Here is a 16,027-nt window from a genome sequence, read left to right as displayed (position 1 = left end):
CCTACGAGATACCTGTGGCACGGCCCCACGCAGGTGACCGCAAACACCCGGCAGACCGGTGCGATCAATGAGCGTTTTCCAACCTCACGCTGACGCGTGGTGAAGGGCGAGGGCAGCCTTCACGACGTCGGTGATTCGGTTGGTGCTGCAGCGGAGTTTCCGTGGGAGGCGCCAGCCCTTGAGGGTGGCCATGGCCGGCTCGCCAGGGCAGCGGATCTTGGTGTGGGTGGTGTTGTGGCGGCGCTTCCATCCTTGGTACGCCTTGTCCGCGCAGTATTTGAGCCCCGCGTCGGCGAGGGCTTCGATGATCCCGTGCTGTCGCGTGGCGGTCAGGTCGTGCGTCGAACCGGGCAGAGCCGGCGAGGCCCGGAGCAGCTGTCCGAACGGATCCGTGAGGACCTGGACGTTCATGCCGTGGCGTTTGTGTTTCCCGGAGCAGTACGGGGTGCCGGCGGCGATGTCCCCCAGCCTTCGGCCGGGAGGTGCCCCCAGTCGATCGGCGGCAGGGTGCCGTCGAGGATGACGGACGCCTTCGCCCGGATCGTCCTCATCGCCTCGGCCAGGGGCGGGGCAGGGGCGGACAGGGTGTCGACGGCTTCACGTATGCAGCGGTGAACGGTCGTGATCCCGATGCCGAATCCGGCGGCGAGTTGGGCGTAGGTGTCACCGCACCGTGGATGGGCCGGGGCGAGCAGGGCCTGACGTGCGGCGGAAAGGCGCCGCCACCGTGTTCCGATCTCCTGCCGCCCGGCTGTCAGTTGTCCGGTCAGGAACCGCAGGGTGCGGCTGGGCAGATCAACCGAGGACGGGTGGACAAGCACGCGAGGCTCCTGGCGGACACGGGTGATCTTGGTCGAGAACCCGTGCCCGCCAGGAGCTTCGTCGCTGCGCAGGACTGTCCAACTCGCGGTCAACACCGCCAGCTTGGAAAAGGCTCAGTGCTTCTTCGCTAGAAAAAGCTGCTCCAACTGCCCTTTCAGGGAGCCCGGAAGAGCTTTTCGTGGACGGATTACGATGCCCTTCTGGTCCGTGCGCATCTTCAGCTCGGTACCCGTGGTGATCGTCTGGGACAATCTGAACATCCACAGGACGGCCGGACTGTGTCAGGGCGGGGCGGACCACGACTGGCTCACCATCTTCCGACTCCCGTCCTACGTACCCGATCTGAACCCTGTCGAGGATGTTTGGTCGCTGCTGCGGCGAGGCCCATAGCCAACACCGCGTTCACCGATCCCGAACACCTTGAGCGCACCTTCCGTCGCGGACTGGCACACGTCCAACGACATCCCGACCTCATCAATGACTGCCTCACCGAAACCGGCCGAACCTAGACATCACCGCACATCTGACACCAAGGGCCAGTAGTGGTCCTCGGCCTCGCCCCGTCACCTCTGCCAGGTCGGTCGCGATGCCGTCTACTGCCCGCTCCGCCTCCGCTGCCAAGTGGGTGCCGATGCCGTACCGCTTCCCAACGCCTGAGCCGGTGCCGACCTCAACCCCCTCCAGGCTGCGCCTTGTCCCGGTCCAAGCAGTCCCGATCAGAGAGGGCTGACGTGAGCCGGCATGACCACCACCGGCCCCCGGGCAGCTGCTCCGCTCGTCCTGCTTTCCACAAGTAGAAGGCTCACCACGTGATCCATGAGAACCCGCCCGCGTTTGTCGACGAGCCACGGAAGGGGGCGAATCGCCAGCCGGTCTCCTGGGAGCGGCGGATGCGGCACTTCGGGCACGTCGAGCGCCCGCCTACGTTCGTGCGCGACCGCCTGGTCGTGCCGTTTCCCGAACCCGGGTCACGGCTTTGGCGCACGCTCGGGCTGTCCCCAGTAGCGGCGGGCCGGCTGGCGCGCTGGTCGCAATGGGGCGGGCCGCTGCTGGTGGCGCTCCTTGCCGGGCTGCCGCGCTTTTGGCGTCTGGGCAGCCCGCGGGCGGTCGTGTTCGACGAGACGTACTACGCCAAGGACGCATGGTCCTTGCTGCGGCTCGGCTACGAGGGCACCTGGCCGAAGGGCCAGATCTCCGACCCGCAGATCCTGGCCGATCCCCAGGTGATCCCGCTCTCCGACACCGGGTCCTTCGTCGCCCACCCGCCGACGGGCAAATGGGTCATCGCCCTCGGCGAGTGGATGTTCGGCCTCACCCCCTTCGGCTGGCGCTTCATGACGGCGCTCCTCGGCACGCTGTCGGTGCTGATGCTGTGCCGAATAGGACGCCGCCTGTTCCGTTCGACCCTGCTGGGTTGCCTGGCCGGAGCACTGATGGCGGTGGACGGTCTGCACTACGTGATGAGCCGCACCGCTCTGCTCGACCTCGTCGTCATGTTCTTCGTCCTGGCGGCGTTCGGCTGCCTGCTCATCGACCGCGACAGCGCGCGAGCCCGGCTCGCGGCAGCTCTACCGGTCGACGAGGACGGCCGGGTGCGCCCGGACGGACACACGGGCGACCATGCCGGGACGGGAGCGCGTCCCTGGCGGCTCGCTGCCGGCCTCTGCCTGGGACTGGCGGCCGCAACCAAATGGAACGGCCTGTACTTCCTCGCCTTCTTCGTGATCCTCACCCTGCTGTGGGACGTCGGCTCTCGCCGCGTAGCGGGGGCGCGCCACCCCTACCGCGCAGTGCTGCGCAAGGACCTCGGCTGGTCGGCGCTGTCCCTCGCCCCGGTCGCTGTCCTGACGTATCTGGCGACATGGACCGGCTGGTTCCTGTCCGACAACGGCTACGGACGCCACTGGGCGGACGCCCGCGGCGGCACATGGTCGTGGATTCCGGCCCCGCTGCGCAGCCTGTGGCACTACGAGCACGGCGTCTACCAGTTCAATGTGGGGCTGAGTACTCCCCACAAGTACGAGTCGAACCCTTGGAGTTGGCTGGTCGTCGGCCGCCCTGTGCTGTTCCACTACCAGTCGCCGGCACCCGGGCAGGACGGCTGCCACGCGACGGCTGGCTGCACACAGGCGATCCTCGCCCTGGGAACACCGCTCCTGTGGTGGTCGGCATGCTGCGCACTCGTGTACCTGCTCTACCGATGGGCGCTGCGCCGCGACTGGCGCTCCGGCGCCATCCTCTGTGCGGTGGGCGCCGGTTATCTGCCCTGGTTCCTGTACCAGGACCGCACGATCTTCTCCTTCTACGCGGTCGTCTTCGTGCCGTACCTGAGCCTGGCCGTAACGATGATGCTGGGAGCACTGCTGGGTCCGGCGGGAGCGACCGACAAGCGCCGCATACGAGGTGCGGTGGCCGCAAGCGTCCTTGTCCTGCTCATCGCCTGGAACTTCATCTATTTCTTCCCGATCTACACCGGACAGACGATCCCGCATGTCGACTGGCTCGCCAGAATGTGGCTCGACACCTGGATCTGAGCCTGGCCACATGATCGAAAGCCTGGACGTCGAGGACTCGGACCGGACCCGGGGCCATCATCGGATGCTGATCCGCCGGCGTAGCGAGGTCGTGTCGGACATTCAGCAAGACCGCCGTCGTCGTCACCGCGAAGTCCGCCGGGCGCGAGGTCTTCGGCCTCGCCACCGCAGGCGTCCGTCTCGCTTGACCTCATGCGCGTCAGTCCGGCAGCCAGTGCAGCTCGTGCGCCAGGGTTTTGGCGACGGCACGGATGCGGCGGTGTAGCGGCGACTGCTCGCATGGGAGGACCAGGTGGATCGTCAGGCTGGGCGCGCCCCGCAGCGGTCGCCAGGTGAGACCGGCCAGTTGTGCCGTGACCGCGGCTTCTCCGGCCGGGGCGAGGGTGACCCCGTCACGCAGGTCGCGCTGAGACATGTCGAAAGCGACTGCGGGCGTGTGGAATCGGGGGTGTGGTCGGGTGTCTCGGAACAGTGCGGACAGCTGATCGTGGATCACGGGGTTGGCCGCACGGTCCGGGAGTCGCAGCGGATACGCGGCCGCGTCGGCGATCTCGATCTCCGGGTGTTCGGCCAGCGGATGGTGCTGCGCCAGCTGGACCCCGATGCGCGCACGCCGCAGCAGGAACCGGCGCACGCCACGGCCCGGCTGTTCACCGCGGGTGATCCCGGCATCGATGCGGCCGTCGGCGACCGCGGGGGAGATCTCCGGTGTCGCCATCGGGACCGCGCCGACCTCGAGTCCGCTGTTGCCGCGAATCAGCCTGTCCACCAGGGCCGGTGCCGTCTCGGCCCCGGTGCTGAGGCTGTATCCGATGCGCAGCGTGCCCAGTTCACCGGCCGCCGCGCTCCGGGCGGTGTCCCATGCCCGGTCCAGCGCCGCCAGCGCGGGCGGCGCGGACTCCGCCAAAGCCGCACCGGCCGTGGTCAATACGACGTTACGCGTGTTGCGGACCAGCAGGGCCGTACCGAGTTCCGCCTCCAATCGGCGCATCCGGGCGCTGAGTGCGGGCTGTGCGATACCGATCCGTGAGGCCGCGCGGGTGAAGTTCAACTCCTGCGCCAGCACCAGGAAGTACCGCAGGCTCACCGTATCCGGCGCCACGTGCCCTCCCTGCCGATTGATAACGATCCGTTCTGAGTCTATCCCGTACCGGTCTTTCCCCCGACCGCACATCAAGCCCTAACCTGCGCATATGACGATTCAACTGACCGCAGTACCCGTCGCCGGGATCGATCGATCTGAGTGTCAATTCGAAGTCGGACGTGTCCGGCCGAACACAGGAGGTTTCCATGGCTAAGGGCTACTGGGTCAGCGTCTACCCCGCCATTTCCGCCCCTGAGAGGCTGACTGCCTACGACAAGCTGGCCGGTCCGGCCGTCCGGGCTGGGGGCGGGCGCCTCCTGTCCCGTGGCGGTCGAGTCGTCGCCCACGAGGCCGGAATCACGCAGCGCGTCGTTCTGATCGAGTTCGACAGCTTTGAACAGGCCGTCGCGGCATACGAGAGCGAGGCATACCAGAAGGCGCTGGTGGCCCTCCCCGACGGCGTCGAGCGCGACTTCCGCATCATCGAAGGCATCGACTGACCGGCGGGCCCAGCCAGCGCTGAGCATCCGTCACCTGATACGCACACGGTGCTGAACGACGACTCACGAGACGAGTTCGAAGCCATGCCCCGCGTCCCAGTTCGTCGTCGACGTCCTCGACGGCCTGATCCCTGTCGGGCGGATCGAAGAAGCGACGCGACGTCCGGGCCGGCTGGACTGTCTCGCTGACCTCGTCGACGAAACTCACCCTCGCCCGAAGCGAACCGCGAACCGCTTCTCACACGACAGATCGGTCCAGCGAACACAAGGCTTCGATGACAAATGTCGCGGGCGAGCTTGTGCCGGGACTCCTGCACGGTCAGCTGCCGGTTCATCTGGCGGCGGTAGGTGTCGTCGACGGGGTCGACCACCGCGAGCAGGTGCGGGGTCTTGGCGATACGGCCGTACTCGGCGAACGCCTGTCCGAGCGGAGTTGGGCGGCCAAGGCGGGATGCTCTCTACCGGGATGCCTATGAAACAGCCCGGTTCGACGCCGGAGGCAACACACCAGCGTTGTCACAGGCGCCGGCCACGCTCGTATACACACTGAGGACCTGGTCGGCGGCCGTGATCTGAAGCAGTCGCAGCAGCTGGTCGGGCGGGGCGGCGATGCGCAGCGTGGTGATCTGGTGGAGGGTCAGCAGCAGGTTCAGGGCCGTGGAGTCCGCGAACGTCACCGCCGAGGCGTCCAGGACGAGGACCGGATGCGCCGCGGCGGCCTCCGCTGTCCGGCGCAGTGCGGGCACCGTGGTCATGTCGAGGTCGCCTGAGCGGCGATCACCCAACTGCCCCTGAGCGGATACTGCGCGGCAACAGCTCCAGACGGCGGGCACGCTCGGACACGGGCAACTCCTAGTCCGACATTCCGTAAACGGACGAACGGCCGAAGAGGAAACTGCCGCAGCAGGGTTCGGGACACAGACGCCGGGTCAGTCGAGCTGCCGGTCTGTGGCAACCCGGCGTGAACGGGGTCACCACCGGGCGCGCAGCACGCCGTCGCTGTCGGGCAGGGCGGCGCAAAGAAGCGGGTGGCGTTCGTCGAGGTACATGGGCAGGGCGCAGGCCGCCCGGGCGCCGGCCACCAGGGTGGCGAGCTCTTGGTACGCGGTGTCGTCGACGACCGCGTGTCTGATCGTCCCGTCCTGTGCCTCCCAGACGAACTCCGCGGATCCCTCCTCTGGCAGCATGGCAAGGACCGCGCCGACATCGGCGTTCAGGTCAGGCCAGACGGTCAGCAGCGCGCGGGGGCTGAGACCGGTACGCACCGCGTCAAGGTTCTCCAGCGTGAGGCGGTGGAAGCGTGCAGCGTTGCGGACGTAGCCCTCCTCCAGGAGCACTGCCTTCCGTGAGGCCAGCACGGTGCGCACGCGCGCCCAGAACCCCTCGTCGGCCGCCTCCATCACGTCCGGCTCCTCCAGCTCCGCCGCGTAGGGGGAGGTCGCCATCGGTTCCGGGAAGAGACCGAGTTCCCGTGCACGGGCCACGGCGTCCGCGCAGAGCCGGTTGCTGCCCACATACACGTACTGGTCCCACCCGATATGCACGGTGAACACGTCCCCTGCCTCCAGACGGCACCAGGCACCTTGGTCGCGGAGCATGACCCGGACCAGCTCCAGAGCGACCGGAAGGGAGACCTCGGCCCCGTCGTGGTAGCCGGAGAGGTCGGGCGGGAAGAGCCCGTCGAGGCCATGTCTCCCATCCGACGGCTCCACGCCGAAGTGGACGAACCCGGTGACTGCGGGCTCGCGGATCTCCAGCCGATCGATGCCCGAGGCCTCCGCGAAGGCGGCGATCGCCGCGAGGTACGCGGCTTCGACCGGCCCGTAGTCACTGACCGCTTCCTCGGCACCGGTGTAGTGATCGTGTTCGTCACGGTCGGCGGGGTCGTACTTGGTGATCCGGTAGACGAAGGACGGCGGCACGTTGCTCCCTGCGGGGTCAAGCGGGGTGCCAGCGCGATTCCCCGGTGTGAACGGATGGCCGACGATCGGGTAGAAATGTGCTTTCCAGTGCTGGGTATCAACTGCTGAGGTCGAACACGCCCCAGGTTGTGAACGGCTCGGCCTGGACGTAGATCCTGCTTCCTCGGCCGACAACCCGCCGACGGCCGGGGGCAGAGCTATCGGGCAGGGTGAGCAGCCCGACGTCCGTTGACTCGACGGATGTTTCGATGATCTCTCCGTGGGCAAGTCGGTCCCGCTCCTCGCCGTAGCCGCCGTAGAAGGCGACCCGCTCACCGTGGACGGCCACCGCTTTGGCGCCCTGTACGCGGTTCGCCCACACCCTCACGGGCTGATCGGTGCGGTCGGGGTGTATCTCGACGAGAGGGAAGTCCGTGTATGGACACGCCCAGGCGGTGGTGCCCGACACGTTCAGGGCGTAGCAGTCGAAGAGACCGGGGATGCAGGTGTCGTCTGACGTCCAAGCGAGTCGGCCCGTGGCGCTCCAGCAGCGGATTCCCACCGGGTTCTCGTCGAAGTGCCCTACCCAGATACGGCTGGCCTCGTCCACGAGCAGGTACTCGATGGCGTCCCCGACGGAGAAGGACGAGGTCTCACGGCCGAGCGCGTCGAAGACCTGGACCTGGTTCGCGTCCTCGTATCGGCGGACGCGAGACGCGGCGACGACAAACCCGCCGTCGGGCAGGCGGTCCAGGTGCGGCCAGCGGGCCCGCACGGCGCTCAGCTCGGTGAGTTCGACGTTGCCGCCCGGGTCGACGGAAACGACCAGCGCGTCAAAGGGCAGGACATCGCCGCCGGGCTGCGGAGCGCGTTCGACAAGCAGCCAGTGGGCGACGCCGAAAACGTCGACGGTACTGGTCAGGACGTGGCGGTCGTGGTGTGCTTGGGGCAGGTGGGCGTAAGGAACGAGGACGGTCTTCTGCACGGGGGGCTCTCCTGAGCGGGCGGTCGGTCACGGCCATCGGGCACTGCGGTGCGGCGATCGGCGGAGCGCGAGCGGTGGAGAGCGGAGCGGGGCGCCTAGAGGGCATGGCCCTTTCTGGTCGTCATGAGGTGATCCTGGTCGACATCCGACCTAGGGACAAGCCATTTCGGGTGTACCTGAGCGCTCCAGTTGGCACCGTTCGCCAACTGGAGCGCTCAGTCGGGTGTCAGCGGAACCAGACGACGAGGCGTACGTTGTCCGGGCCGTGGACCTCGCTGAGGACAGACATCACGCGCCAGACCCGACCCCAGTCGGTGTCGGTCCCCGTGGCTGGGGCGCGGCTTCGTGTGCCGGAGGCGTCTGTCTCCTGCCAGTCGGTGGCCTCGAGCTCAGCCCAGGTCAGCCAGGTGGTTCCGTGCACGTCGTCCGGGCCGCCGTAGGCCAAGAAGTCCCTGCGCAGCCCATCCGAGGCGTCATGTGGGAAGCCGCGGCCTTCGGCCAGGGGCCGGAAGCCAAAGGAGTTGCGAATGCCGAAGAGACAGGCCAAGCCGTCGTAGGCGTTGCCCCTGTTGAGCAGGAAGAGGTCGAGCCGGCTTCCCACACCGAGTCCTCGTCCTCCAGTCCCCACAGCCGGCCCCCCGGCCGACACTCGATCACTCCGCTGACATCGGTTGACATGCCCGCGATCCTGCCCCGTGCCCCACAGTCGTTGCATGCGCATTTCGCTTCGGCATAACGCGCGACTACGCCTGATCCGTAGATCCAGGCAGCCGGAGATGAGCTCCGTGCCAACTGAGCCGCCATCTGAGCCCAGGTGGGCACCACGGAGCCTGCGAGGCTGCAGCTTGCCCGGAACAAGCGCCAGAGGGAGGAGGGGGACGGGTAGGGTCGAAGGCGCCGAGCGGACAGCGGCTCATGCCAAGGTGACGTCCATGCCACCCTCGGCCAGGGTTTCAAGGACTGCGGTGAACAGGTCGTAGGGCTGGCCGTCCGGTGTGAGGGCGTGGGACAGGTGCTCGCGCGCGGTCGCGGCGTCTCGCCAGAGCAAGGCGGCGGGGGCGGTGTAGCCGAAGGTGCCGCGCAGGCAATCGTCGAGGGCGGCGAGGCAACCGCCGAAGTAGCCGCCGGGCCCGTTGACCGCCTCGCCGAGCGCCAGATAGAGAGCTGGTTCGTCGGTGATGTACCGGCCGTCGAGTTCGTAGGCGTGGCCGGCTGGCCGGTCACGGTGGGATCGTCGGCAGGCCCACTCGCGCACAAGGTCATGCCAGGCCCCGCGGCGGCGGGTGTCGAGGCCGGCCCAGGTGTTCACGGCGGCCGGTGGTCCAGCGAGCCACCGCTCCCAGATCGGCCGAGCATATTCGGGGACCGGCGTGAAGCGGCCTCCGTCGAGCTCAAGGTCAATCAGGTCCGCTCCGCAGGAGGATGGGCGCCAGGCGCTGACTGTGGCCCACAGCAGCCGATCGGTGAGCAGCTCGCCTCGGCCGTCCCGTATTTCCAGCGCGGCCTCCTCCAGGTCCAGCGCCCGCCGGGTGCCCTTCGTGAATGCCGCCCTGAGCTGATCACTCTGCGCGAGCCCTCGCAGGACAATTGGTGCAGGCATCTGGTCGGGCGACAGGATGCGGGTGAATTCCCGGCAGGAGCCCAGCCAGCGATGCCCGTCGTGTACGCGGACGCGACCCCTGTACCCCTCGGGCGGACCTTCGTAGTCGTCCAGGCCGGTGAGCACCAGACTGTCCGTCCCGGGGGGCTGCCCTAAACTCTCCGCGTCCTCCAGCAGCCAGGCATCGAATGCCTCGTCCTCCGGCACCAGCCACACCCTGCTACCGGCCCAAGCGGGCACGCCAGATCCCTCCGGAACCCAGCCGAACAGCTCGTACGTCCCGCGCTGGGATTCTCCGAACAGCCCCTCCACCCCGGCGCAGACGCCCCAGACATGGCCGTGCTCCGTCTCGGTCAGCGTGTAGGGCGCGATCCCGCGCTCCTTCTCGTCTTCATGCACAGCGGAAATCATGCCGCGACCGCGTTCGGACGACGAGGCCAGGGCCGCAGGGGCCGTTCCTGACTGACGGCGCATGTGTCGGTGTCAGTCGGAACGACTCGATGTCATCTATCTCGAAAAGTCACCCGGGCTCGAACGTCAAGGGCAGTCCACGCTCACCTCGCGATGTTCGATTTATGTTCGATGTTTTGATCTTGGAGGTGCACCTGCAGCCCTCGAAGCACTGTGAGAGGCGGGTCTGGCAGTGGAGGCCGTGGTGGCCGACATCGAGCCGGACCTGGAGCCCTTGACGCAGATGGTGCCCCAACTGGACGCCGGCGGCGTGCGCCTGTGGCTCCCGGACGCGTTGTCGGTGCGCGCCTGTACCGACAAGGCCCTCTTCCACGAGGTGCTGACCGAGCACGGCATCGCGACCCCGCGCACCTGGCAGCCGCGCGAGATCGGCCAGGTTCCGGACGGCACCGAGCTGGTCGTCAAGCCACGGCGCGGCCACGGCGCGCAGAACGTCCACTTCGTCCGCCGCCGGGAGCACGCGCGCGTGCTGTGCGAGCTCGTCCCGGAACCCATCGTGCAGGAGCGGATCTACGGCTCCGAGTTCACAGCCGACTGCCTGGTGGACCGCACCGGATGCGCCTCGGTCATTCTGCGCCGCCGCGATCTGGTCAAGGTGGGCCTCGCCGCGGTGTCCACCACGTTCGACGACCCGAACGTGCGCGACCTCGTGGAACAGACGCTGGGCGCCGTCGGCGCCCGCGGCCTCTGCTGCGTGCAGGGATTCGTCTCCGGCGACGGCACGATCACCATCACCGAGCTGAACCTGCGGATCGCCGGCGGCTTCCCCCTGACCGAGGCGGCCGGAGCGGACCTCGTCGGCCAGATGGTCAACGGCCTGTTCGACCTGCCGGTCGACCACACCCGCCTCACCTACCGGACCGGCGTGTTCCTGACCAACTACACCGAGACCCTGGCCGTCGGCGACGTCGCCGAGCTTGAGCGCACGGCCACACCGAAGGGAGAAGCACGATGACCGTGTCAGCGAGGCCCGATGCCCGGCGCAACGCCGGCCCGTACCTGTACGGGCGGGAGGCCGAAGCCATCGCCCGGGTCTTGGAGGGCGGGCAGTACGGACACACGGAGGTCACGGAGGAGTTCGAGCGGCGGATCGCCGACTTCCTGGGTGTTCCCGAGGCCGTGGCCGTCGCCTCCGGTACCGCAGCCCTCCACGCCGCCCTGCTCGCGGCCGGGATCGGCCCCGGCCACGAGGTGATCGTGCCGTCCATGACGTTCTGCGCGACCGTGCAGGCCGTCCTTGCCGTTGGCGCCACCCCGCGCTTCGTCGACATCGACCCCGCCACGCTGTGCATCAGCGACCAGCTCGTCATGGACGCCGTCACCGATGAGACGGCTGGGGTCATGCCGGTCCTGTTCGGCGGCAGGCCCGTCGATCTCTCCGCCGTCCAGGAGGAGCTCGACGACCGAGGCGTCGTCGTCGTCGTCGAGGACGCGGCGCACGCGTTCGGCTCCCGGCGCGGCACACGCCGTGTCGGGGGGAGCGGGGCACTGACCTGCTTCTCGTTCGGGCCGATCAAGAATCTCACCTGCGGCCAGGGCGGCATGGTCATCCCCCGCACGCCCGCGGAAACCGACACGATTCGGCGGATCCGGCTCCTGGGCGTGGTCCAGTCCCAGGGCGAGCGGGCGAACACAACCAGCTACCGCGTGGACAGTTTCGGCCTGCGCTACCAGCTCTCCGCCCTCAACGCCGCCATCGGCCTGGTCCAGTTGGACGGCTTCCAGGCCGCCGAGGACACCCGCCGTCACCTGCGGCGCACCTACCGGGGCGCCCTTGCCTCGCTGGCCAGCGTGACGCTCGTCGACGTCGACGTGGACCACGCTGTGCCGCACCTGTGCCAGGTCCGCGTCCCTCACCGCGACGAGGTGTTCGCCAACCTCCGGGGCCTGGACATCGGGGTCGGTGTCCAGGCCCCGCCCAACCACACCCAGCCCGCGTTCGCCGCCTGGCACCGCTCCCTGCCGGCCACCGAGCAGGTCGGCGAGGAGATCCTCAGCCTGCCGTTCCACCAGCACCTCACCGACACGGACATCGACCTCGTGGTGACCTCGCTCGAACAGGCCCTCAAGTCCGCCGGAGGAGCGTGATGCGCAAGTTCCTGACGGTATGCCTGGGGAACTACTGCCGAAGCCCGTTCGCCCAGGTCGTGCTCACCCGCAGGGGCGGGGCGGCGGTGACGGTCCGTTCCGCCGGGCTGATCGGCAAATGGCAGGACCAGCCCGCCAACCCGTCCATGGTCAAGGCAGCCCGGCGGATCGGACTCGACCTCACCCACCACCGCGGACAGCAGATCACCCTGGAAGACCTGGACTGGGCGGACGACGTCCTGGCGATGGACGCCGCCGTCCTCGATACGCTCCGCGCGATCGACGACGGGCGCAACGCCCACAAGTTCCGCCTCTACCTCCCCGGCCGCGACGTCCCCGACCCGGTGAGCCAGGACGAGAACATGTTCAACGACTGCGCCGTGCTGATCGAGGCGGGCACAGCCCTGCACCTCGGACACCGCCGCACATAACGCGGCTGATCAGCGGGATGCGGCGGACAGCACCACGTCCACGAGCCTGTCCGCCGCATCCGGCCGACCGTGTGTCCGGGCCCGCTCCGCCATCGACGCCCGCAGGGCGGGGTCGGTCAGGAGCGGGCCGACCGCGCTCTGAAGAGCGGGGCCGGTGACATCGGCGAGCAGCGCCAGTGCCGCCCCCGCGTCGGCCAGGTGACGGGCGTTGTGGGCTTGCTCGTTCCCGGCTGAGGTGGCGAGCGGGATGAACACCGCGGGCTTGCCGAGCGCGGTCAGCTCCGCCAGGGTCCCAGCCCCGCTCCGCGACACCACGACGTCGGCCAGGGCCAGCACGTCCGGAAGCTCCGGCCCGAGGAACCCGGTCAGGTGGTACCGGCCGACGAGGATCGGGTCCAGCCCGGCGGCGGCCAACCGGAGTTCGTCCACGTTCGCCGGGCCGCACTGGTGGATCACATTCGCGTGACTCAGCAGCCAGGGCAGAACGTCTCGGACCACAGCGTTGATCTGCTGGGCGCCCTGCGCCCCGCCGGTGACGTAGACCGTCGGTAGATGCCGGTCGAACCCATACAGGGCCAGCGCCTCGACCGCCTTGTCCGCGTGGCCGCCCAGTACTTCCGGTCGTACCGGGTTTCCGGTGACGACCGCACGCTCACGCACCTCGGCGGGCAGCAGCGGCAGCGAGGACTCCGAGGACACCGCGATCCGCGTCGCCGAACTCGCGAGCTTCCGGTTGGCCAGCCCCAGCCGGACCGTCTGCTCGTGCAAGACCAGCGGAACGTGGCACAGCCGCGCGGCCAGCCCGGCCGGGACCGCGACGTACCCGCCCGTCGCCAGGACCACGTCCGGCTGGAAGCCCGACACGATCGACCGGGCCTGAGCCACGCCGAGCGGCACCCGCGCCATGTCCTTCACGTTCGCGGCGGACAGCATCTTGAGCGGATTCGACGAGCGGCGGATCTTCCCCGTGGCCACCGTCTTGAACGCGATACCCTCCGCCGGGGCGACGCGCGCTTCGAGACCGTCCGCCGTCCCGATCCACAGGACATCCAGCGTGCTGCCCGCATCTGCGAGGCGGCCTTGCAGGGTACGGATCGCCGTCAGGGCCGGGTAGGTGTGACCACCAGTGCCTCCGCCGGTCACGAGCAGCCGGAACGAACGCGGGAGCACGGAGGCAGTATTCACCCCCGCACCCTACTGGCTGCCCAGCCACTCACGCTGAAGGACGCCGGACGACAGACCGCACGCCTGCGGCTACGGCGGTGGTCGCGAGGACAGTCCCAGCAGGCGGTCCGAAGACCGGGCCCCGACGACTACGGCGTGCCCATCGCCGCCGTGGCCCGCCACCGGGGCGAACTCCTCGACTCACCCGTCTACGACGGTGCCTACAGCCGCGCCGCTGCCCTGGTGCACAACCTGGGTCGCTGCCGCTGGCTGGAGCGCTCCAACCTCACCGTCGCCTGCGCCGTCATGTACCTCGAGGCCAGCAATATTCCCGTGAACCCCACACGCGAACAACTCACCGCACTCGCCCACGAGCTGAACAACCCGCGCTGCACCGCCGCCCGGATCGCGTCCGTTCTTCGTACCTGGAAACCCTGAACGCAGGGAGCCGTCCTGCAGCCGTGGGCTGAGAGTCGATGCGCGGCGGCATGCCGCCGCGACGCGGGGGAATTCGGGCACGATCTGGGCGTTGGCAAAGGGCTGGAACCGGGCTGCCTGCCCGAGGTGTTCTCCGCCGTGTCCGATGCCGTATTCGGCGCGGTGCCCCGCGCACGCACGGCTCGGCCCGTCTACCAGTACAGACGCAGGCACAGGGTCACCCCCGTGGGCCAGATCCTCTCAGCGCTCGTACTCTTCGTTCACTCACATCAAGTCAGACACAGTGAAGAGACGACGGAATCGATGATCGGCAGCATTGTGGCCCTCGTGGTGGCCCCCTTGGCCATGGCCGGGCTGGCTCGATGGGCGGCGGCAAGGAGGCGGCACGGCCTGGCAACGGGCCGGGCCGTTCACTTCCGCTGCCGACTCAACGGCCGCAAGGGCTGGCTGCTGGCCGACCCGCGCCTCGACGGACCCGTCTTCCTCGACCGCTCCGGCAGTTCCACTGCCCTACCGCGCGGCGGCGAGGCCCTGGACGCGACGGTCACCACCACGGGCCAGGGCGCCTTCGAGAAGGTCGGCCTGCGCTACCGGACACCCGACGGCCAGGTGTTGCGGCTGGGCCTGGGCACACACGACGCGCGGACGATCGGTGCCTGGCTGAGCGAAGAGGCCCATCCGACCCTCGCACCCGCCCGCCGGCCGCTGTTGCCGACCGCGCCGCTATGGGCGGTGCTGGCGCTCGTGGCGTCGCTGTTCGTGGGCTTGGCCGCAGCGGACTTCGCCCTGCTCGGGAAACACACCTCCGCCGAGGTCGTCCGTCTGAACCGGGCCGAGGACGGCTGCATCGTCAGCTGGGACGGCGGTTCGCACCATACGACTGTGGACTGCGACACGGCAGACGTCCGTCCCGGCGATCACGTCCCGATCATCGCGCTGCCCTGGCCCTTCCTGGGTGAGGCCATGGATACGCGGACCTCCTTGATCGTGGTCGCCGTCCTCGGAGGCGGCGCCGGTCTGCTCGGCCTTGGCGGTGCACTGGTCATCAGCCCGTTGGCCTGCGGCCGACGCGTCCGGAGGGCGCGCCAAGCCAGTCCCGCCATCACCTCACAGGCGGCCGCGAGCGACAAGGAGGACGAGGAGAGCGAGGACAGGTGGCCCACCCTCGAGGACGACCTGAACTACGCGGGCCTCGCCGCCGCGGCCCGTCACGGCGATCGCCACGCTCCGGGGCCCCGGGTGACCTCGCCGCGCCGCGGCTTCGGCCGTACGTCCCTCTCGCCGCGCATCTGGGTGCTGACCACCGTCCTCGGCACCGGCGCCTGGTACTTCCTGCTGGGCTCGTGCGCCGCCATCCTCGACGACCCCTTCCACCTGGGGTACCGACGCTTCCTCGTGTTCGGAACGGTCGCCATCGTCTCCCTCGCCCGGCTCGGCTGGTTCATCGTGGACCGGTCCGCCCTCTGCGGCCCGGTACTGCGTGCCGCCCGTTCCGCGGCCGGGGACGGCACATGGCAGCCCATGCGCTACATCCGGCTGCGCCCGAACCCCGGAGAGCTGGTACTGGTCCTGTTCCGCCCGGACGGCGGAGACGTGGCGGCACCGGTACTCCTCCAGCGAATCTCACGATCCCGCGGAAGTGAGCGCCGTACCGTCGGCGGCCCTGCTCCGGTCGGCGATGCTCTGGTGCACGACACTGGCGTGGGCCCGCTGATCTGCGAGATCGACGGCGTCCGCTACCTCCCGAGGGGCCGTGCCGTCGAGACCGCTGCCGACCCCGCACTCACGCGCGCCGAACTGCGCAACCTCGCCGAGAGCCACATCCGACCGGTCGGCCGACGCTAGTGTCGCGTCAGCCAGGGTTCGCCCCGTCGCGACGCCCGGCACGCTCTCTCGCCGCACCGGCCGAAAGCCCTAGTACTGCAACGGTGTCTACCGTGACTGCTGGCCAGGGTCGTCGTTGATGTGGTTATGGGTGGGGACCTTGCTGATGTGCGTGTGTGGGCGAG

General features: G+C 69.0%; 14 protein-coding genes and 3 pseudogenes. 8 read left to right on the top strand and 9 right to left on the bottom strand.

Features of this window, described 5'->3' with window-relative positions; translation table 11 throughout:
• Positions 1 to 84 precede the first annotated feature (84 nt).
• Positions 85 to 821: pseudogene (locus tag ACZ6KY_RS36805) on the bottom strand (transposase family protein).
• A gap of 165 nt (positions 822 to 986) precedes the next feature.
• On the opposite strand from ACZ6KY_RS36805, the pseudogene ACZ6KY_RS36800 reads away from it, so the two are divergent.
• Positions 987 to 1,331 (top strand): annotated as a pseudogene (locus ACZ6KY_RS36800) (transposase); the annotation flags it as partial.
• 381 nt (positions 1,332 to 1,712) lie between these two features.
• Positions 1,713 to 3,356, top strand: coding sequence for a dolichyl-phosphate-mannose--protein mannosyltransferase (locus ACZ6KY_RS36795; protein WP_469314653.1), 1,644 nt, complete (start codon positions 1,713 to 1,715; stop codon positions 3,354 to 3,356).
• A 199-nt stretch (positions 3,357 to 3,555) separates the two neighbouring features.
• Here ACZ6KY_RS36795 and ACZ6KY_RS36790 read toward each other — a convergent pair whose 3' ends face one another.
• Positions 3,556 to 4,458 (bottom strand): LysR family transcriptional regulator, encoded by a 903-nt coding sequence (locus tag ACZ6KY_RS36790; RefSeq protein ID WP_469314612.1) that lies wholly within the window; start codon positions 4,456 to 4,458, stop codon positions 3,556 to 3,558.
• Positions 4,459 to 4,646: 188 nt separating this feature from the next.
• Between ACZ6KY_RS36790 and ACZ6KY_RS36785 the strand changes: the two genes are divergently transcribed.
• The gene (locus tag ACZ6KY_RS36785) at positions 4,647 to 4,940 is read left to right on the top strand and encodes a DUF1330 domain-containing protein (protein ID WP_469314611.1); all 294 of its coding nucleotides are present in this window, start codon (positions 4,647 to 4,649) and stop codon (positions 4,938 to 4,940) included.
• A 275-nt stretch (positions 4,941 to 5,215) separates the two neighbouring features.
• Here ACZ6KY_RS36785 and ACZ6KY_RS36780 read toward each other — a convergent pair.
• The 6 genes and pseudogenes from ACZ6KY_RS36780 to ACZ6KY_RS36755 all read right to left on the bottom strand — a co-directional run.
• A pseudogene (locus tag ACZ6KY_RS36780) lies at positions 5,216 to 5,383 on the bottom strand (Tn3 family transposase); the annotation flags it as partial.
• A 27-nt stretch (positions 5,384 to 5,410) separates the two neighbouring features.
• Positions 5,411 to 5,773, bottom strand: coding sequence for an STAS domain-containing protein (locus ACZ6KY_RS36775; RefSeq protein ID WP_469314610.1), 363 nt, complete (start codon positions 5,771 to 5,773; stop codon positions 5,411 to 5,413).
• Between the two features lie 138 nt (positions 5,774 to 5,911).
• Entirely contained in the window at positions 5,912 to 6,862 is a 951-nt protein-coding gene (locus ACZ6KY_RS36770) for an RNA-binding protein (protein WP_469314609.1), read from the bottom strand.
• 97 nt (positions 6,863 to 6,959) lie between these two features.
• Positions 6,960 to 7,826 (bottom strand): hypothetical protein, encoded by an 867-nt coding sequence (locus ACZ6KY_RS36765; RefSeq protein WP_469314608.1) that lies wholly within the window; start codon positions 7,824 to 7,826, stop codon positions 6,960 to 6,962.
• 226 nt (positions 7,827 to 8,052) lie between these two features.
• Entirely contained in the window at positions 8,053 to 8,427 is a 375-nt protein-coding gene (locus tag ACZ6KY_RS36760) for a hypothetical protein (protein WP_469314607.1), read from the bottom strand.
• Between the two features lie 312 nt (positions 8,428 to 8,739).
• Entirely contained in the window at positions 8,740 to 9,837 is a 1,098-nt protein-coding gene (locus ACZ6KY_RS36755) for a barstar family protein (protein WP_469314606.1), read from the bottom strand.
• A gap of 244 nt (positions 9,838 to 10,081) precedes the next feature.
• Here ACZ6KY_RS36755 and ACZ6KY_RS36750 point away from each other — a divergent pair, with 244 nt between their 5' ends.
• The 3 genes from ACZ6KY_RS36750 to ACZ6KY_RS36740 are packed head-to-tail and all read left to right on the top strand — an operon-like array spanning position 10,082 to position 12,416.
• Positions 10,082 to 10,852, top strand: coding sequence for an ATP-grasp domain-containing protein (locus ACZ6KY_RS36750; RefSeq protein WP_469314605.1), 771 nt, complete (start codon positions 10,082 to 10,084; stop codon positions 10,850 to 10,852).
• Positions 10,849 to 11,985, top strand: coding sequence for a DegT/DnrJ/EryC1/StrS family aminotransferase (locus ACZ6KY_RS36745; protein WP_469314604.1), 1,137 nt, complete (start codon positions 10,849 to 10,851; stop codon positions 11,983 to 11,985). The genes ACZ6KY_RS36750 and ACZ6KY_RS36745 overlap by 4 nt, the downstream gene beginning before the upstream one ends.
• Complete coding sequence (locus ACZ6KY_RS36740) at positions 11,985 to 12,416, top strand: arsenate reductase/protein-tyrosine-phosphatase family protein (RefSeq protein ID WP_469314603.1); 432 nt, start codon at positions 11,985 to 11,987, stop codon at positions 12,414 to 12,416. The genes ACZ6KY_RS36745 and ACZ6KY_RS36740 overlap by 1 nt, the downstream gene beginning before the upstream one ends.
• Before the next feature lie 9 nt (positions 12,417 to 12,425).
• Here the strand turns inward: ACZ6KY_RS36740 and ACZ6KY_RS36735 are convergent, their stop codons facing one another.
• The gene (locus ACZ6KY_RS36735; protein WP_469314602.1) at positions 12,426 to 13,601 is read right to left on the bottom strand and encodes a UDP-N-acetylglucosamine--N-acetylmuramyl-(pentapeptide) pyrophosphoryl-undecaprenol N-acetylglucosamine transferase; all 1,176 of its coding nucleotides are present in this window, start codon (positions 13,599 to 13,601) and stop codon (positions 12,426 to 12,428) included.
• 63 nt (positions 13,602 to 13,664) lie between these two features.
• Between ACZ6KY_RS36735 and ACZ6KY_RS36730 the strand changes: the two genes are divergently transcribed.
• Both ACZ6KY_RS36730 and ACZ6KY_RS36725 read left to right on the top strand, forming a co-directional pair.
• The gene (locus ACZ6KY_RS36730) at positions 13,665 to 14,018 is read left to right on the top strand and encodes a fic family toxin-antitoxin system, toxin component (RefSeq protein ID WP_469314652.1); all 354 of its coding nucleotides are present in this window, start codon (positions 13,665 to 13,667) and stop codon (positions 14,016 to 14,018) included.
• A gap of 303 nt (positions 14,019 to 14,321) precedes the next feature.
• Complete coding sequence (locus ACZ6KY_RS36725; RefSeq protein WP_469314601.1) at positions 14,322 to 15,863, top strand: hypothetical protein; 1,542 nt, start codon at positions 14,322 to 14,324, stop codon at positions 15,861 to 15,863.
• Positions 15,864 to 16,027 lie beyond the last annotated feature (164 nt).

Source organism: Streptomyces sp. NPDC042002 (assembly GCF_055588305.1).
This window is presented reverse-complemented; position numbering and strand designations above follow the sequence as displayed.

Excerpts from the sequence above, each read along its gene's own strand:
- ACZ6KY_RS36795 (WP_469314653.1), top strand. The coding sequence starts at position 1,713 with ATGCGGCACTTCGGGCACGTCGAGCGCCCGCCTACGTTCGTGCGCGAC.
- ACZ6KY_RS36785 (WP_469314611.1), top strand. The coding sequence starts at position 4,647 with ATGGCTAAGGGCTACTGGGTCAGCGTCTACCCCGCCATTTCCGCCCCT.
- ACZ6KY_RS36755 (WP_469314606.1), bottom strand. The coding sequence starts at position 9,837 with ATGATTTCCGCTGTGCATGAAGACGAGAAGGAGCGCGGGATCGCGCCC.
- ACZ6KY_RS36745 (WP_469314604.1), top strand. The coding sequence starts at position 10,849 with ATGACCGTGTCAGCGAGGCCCGATGCCCGGCGCAACGCCGGCCCGTAC.
- ACZ6KY_RS36740 (WP_469314603.1), top strand. The coding sequence starts at position 11,985 with ATGCGCAAGTTCCTGACGGTATGCCTGGGGAACTACTGCCGAAGCCCG.
- ACZ6KY_RS36725 (WP_469314601.1), top strand. The coding sequence starts at position 14,322 with ATGATCGGCAGCATTGTGGCCCTCGTGGTGGCCCCCTTGGCCATGGCC.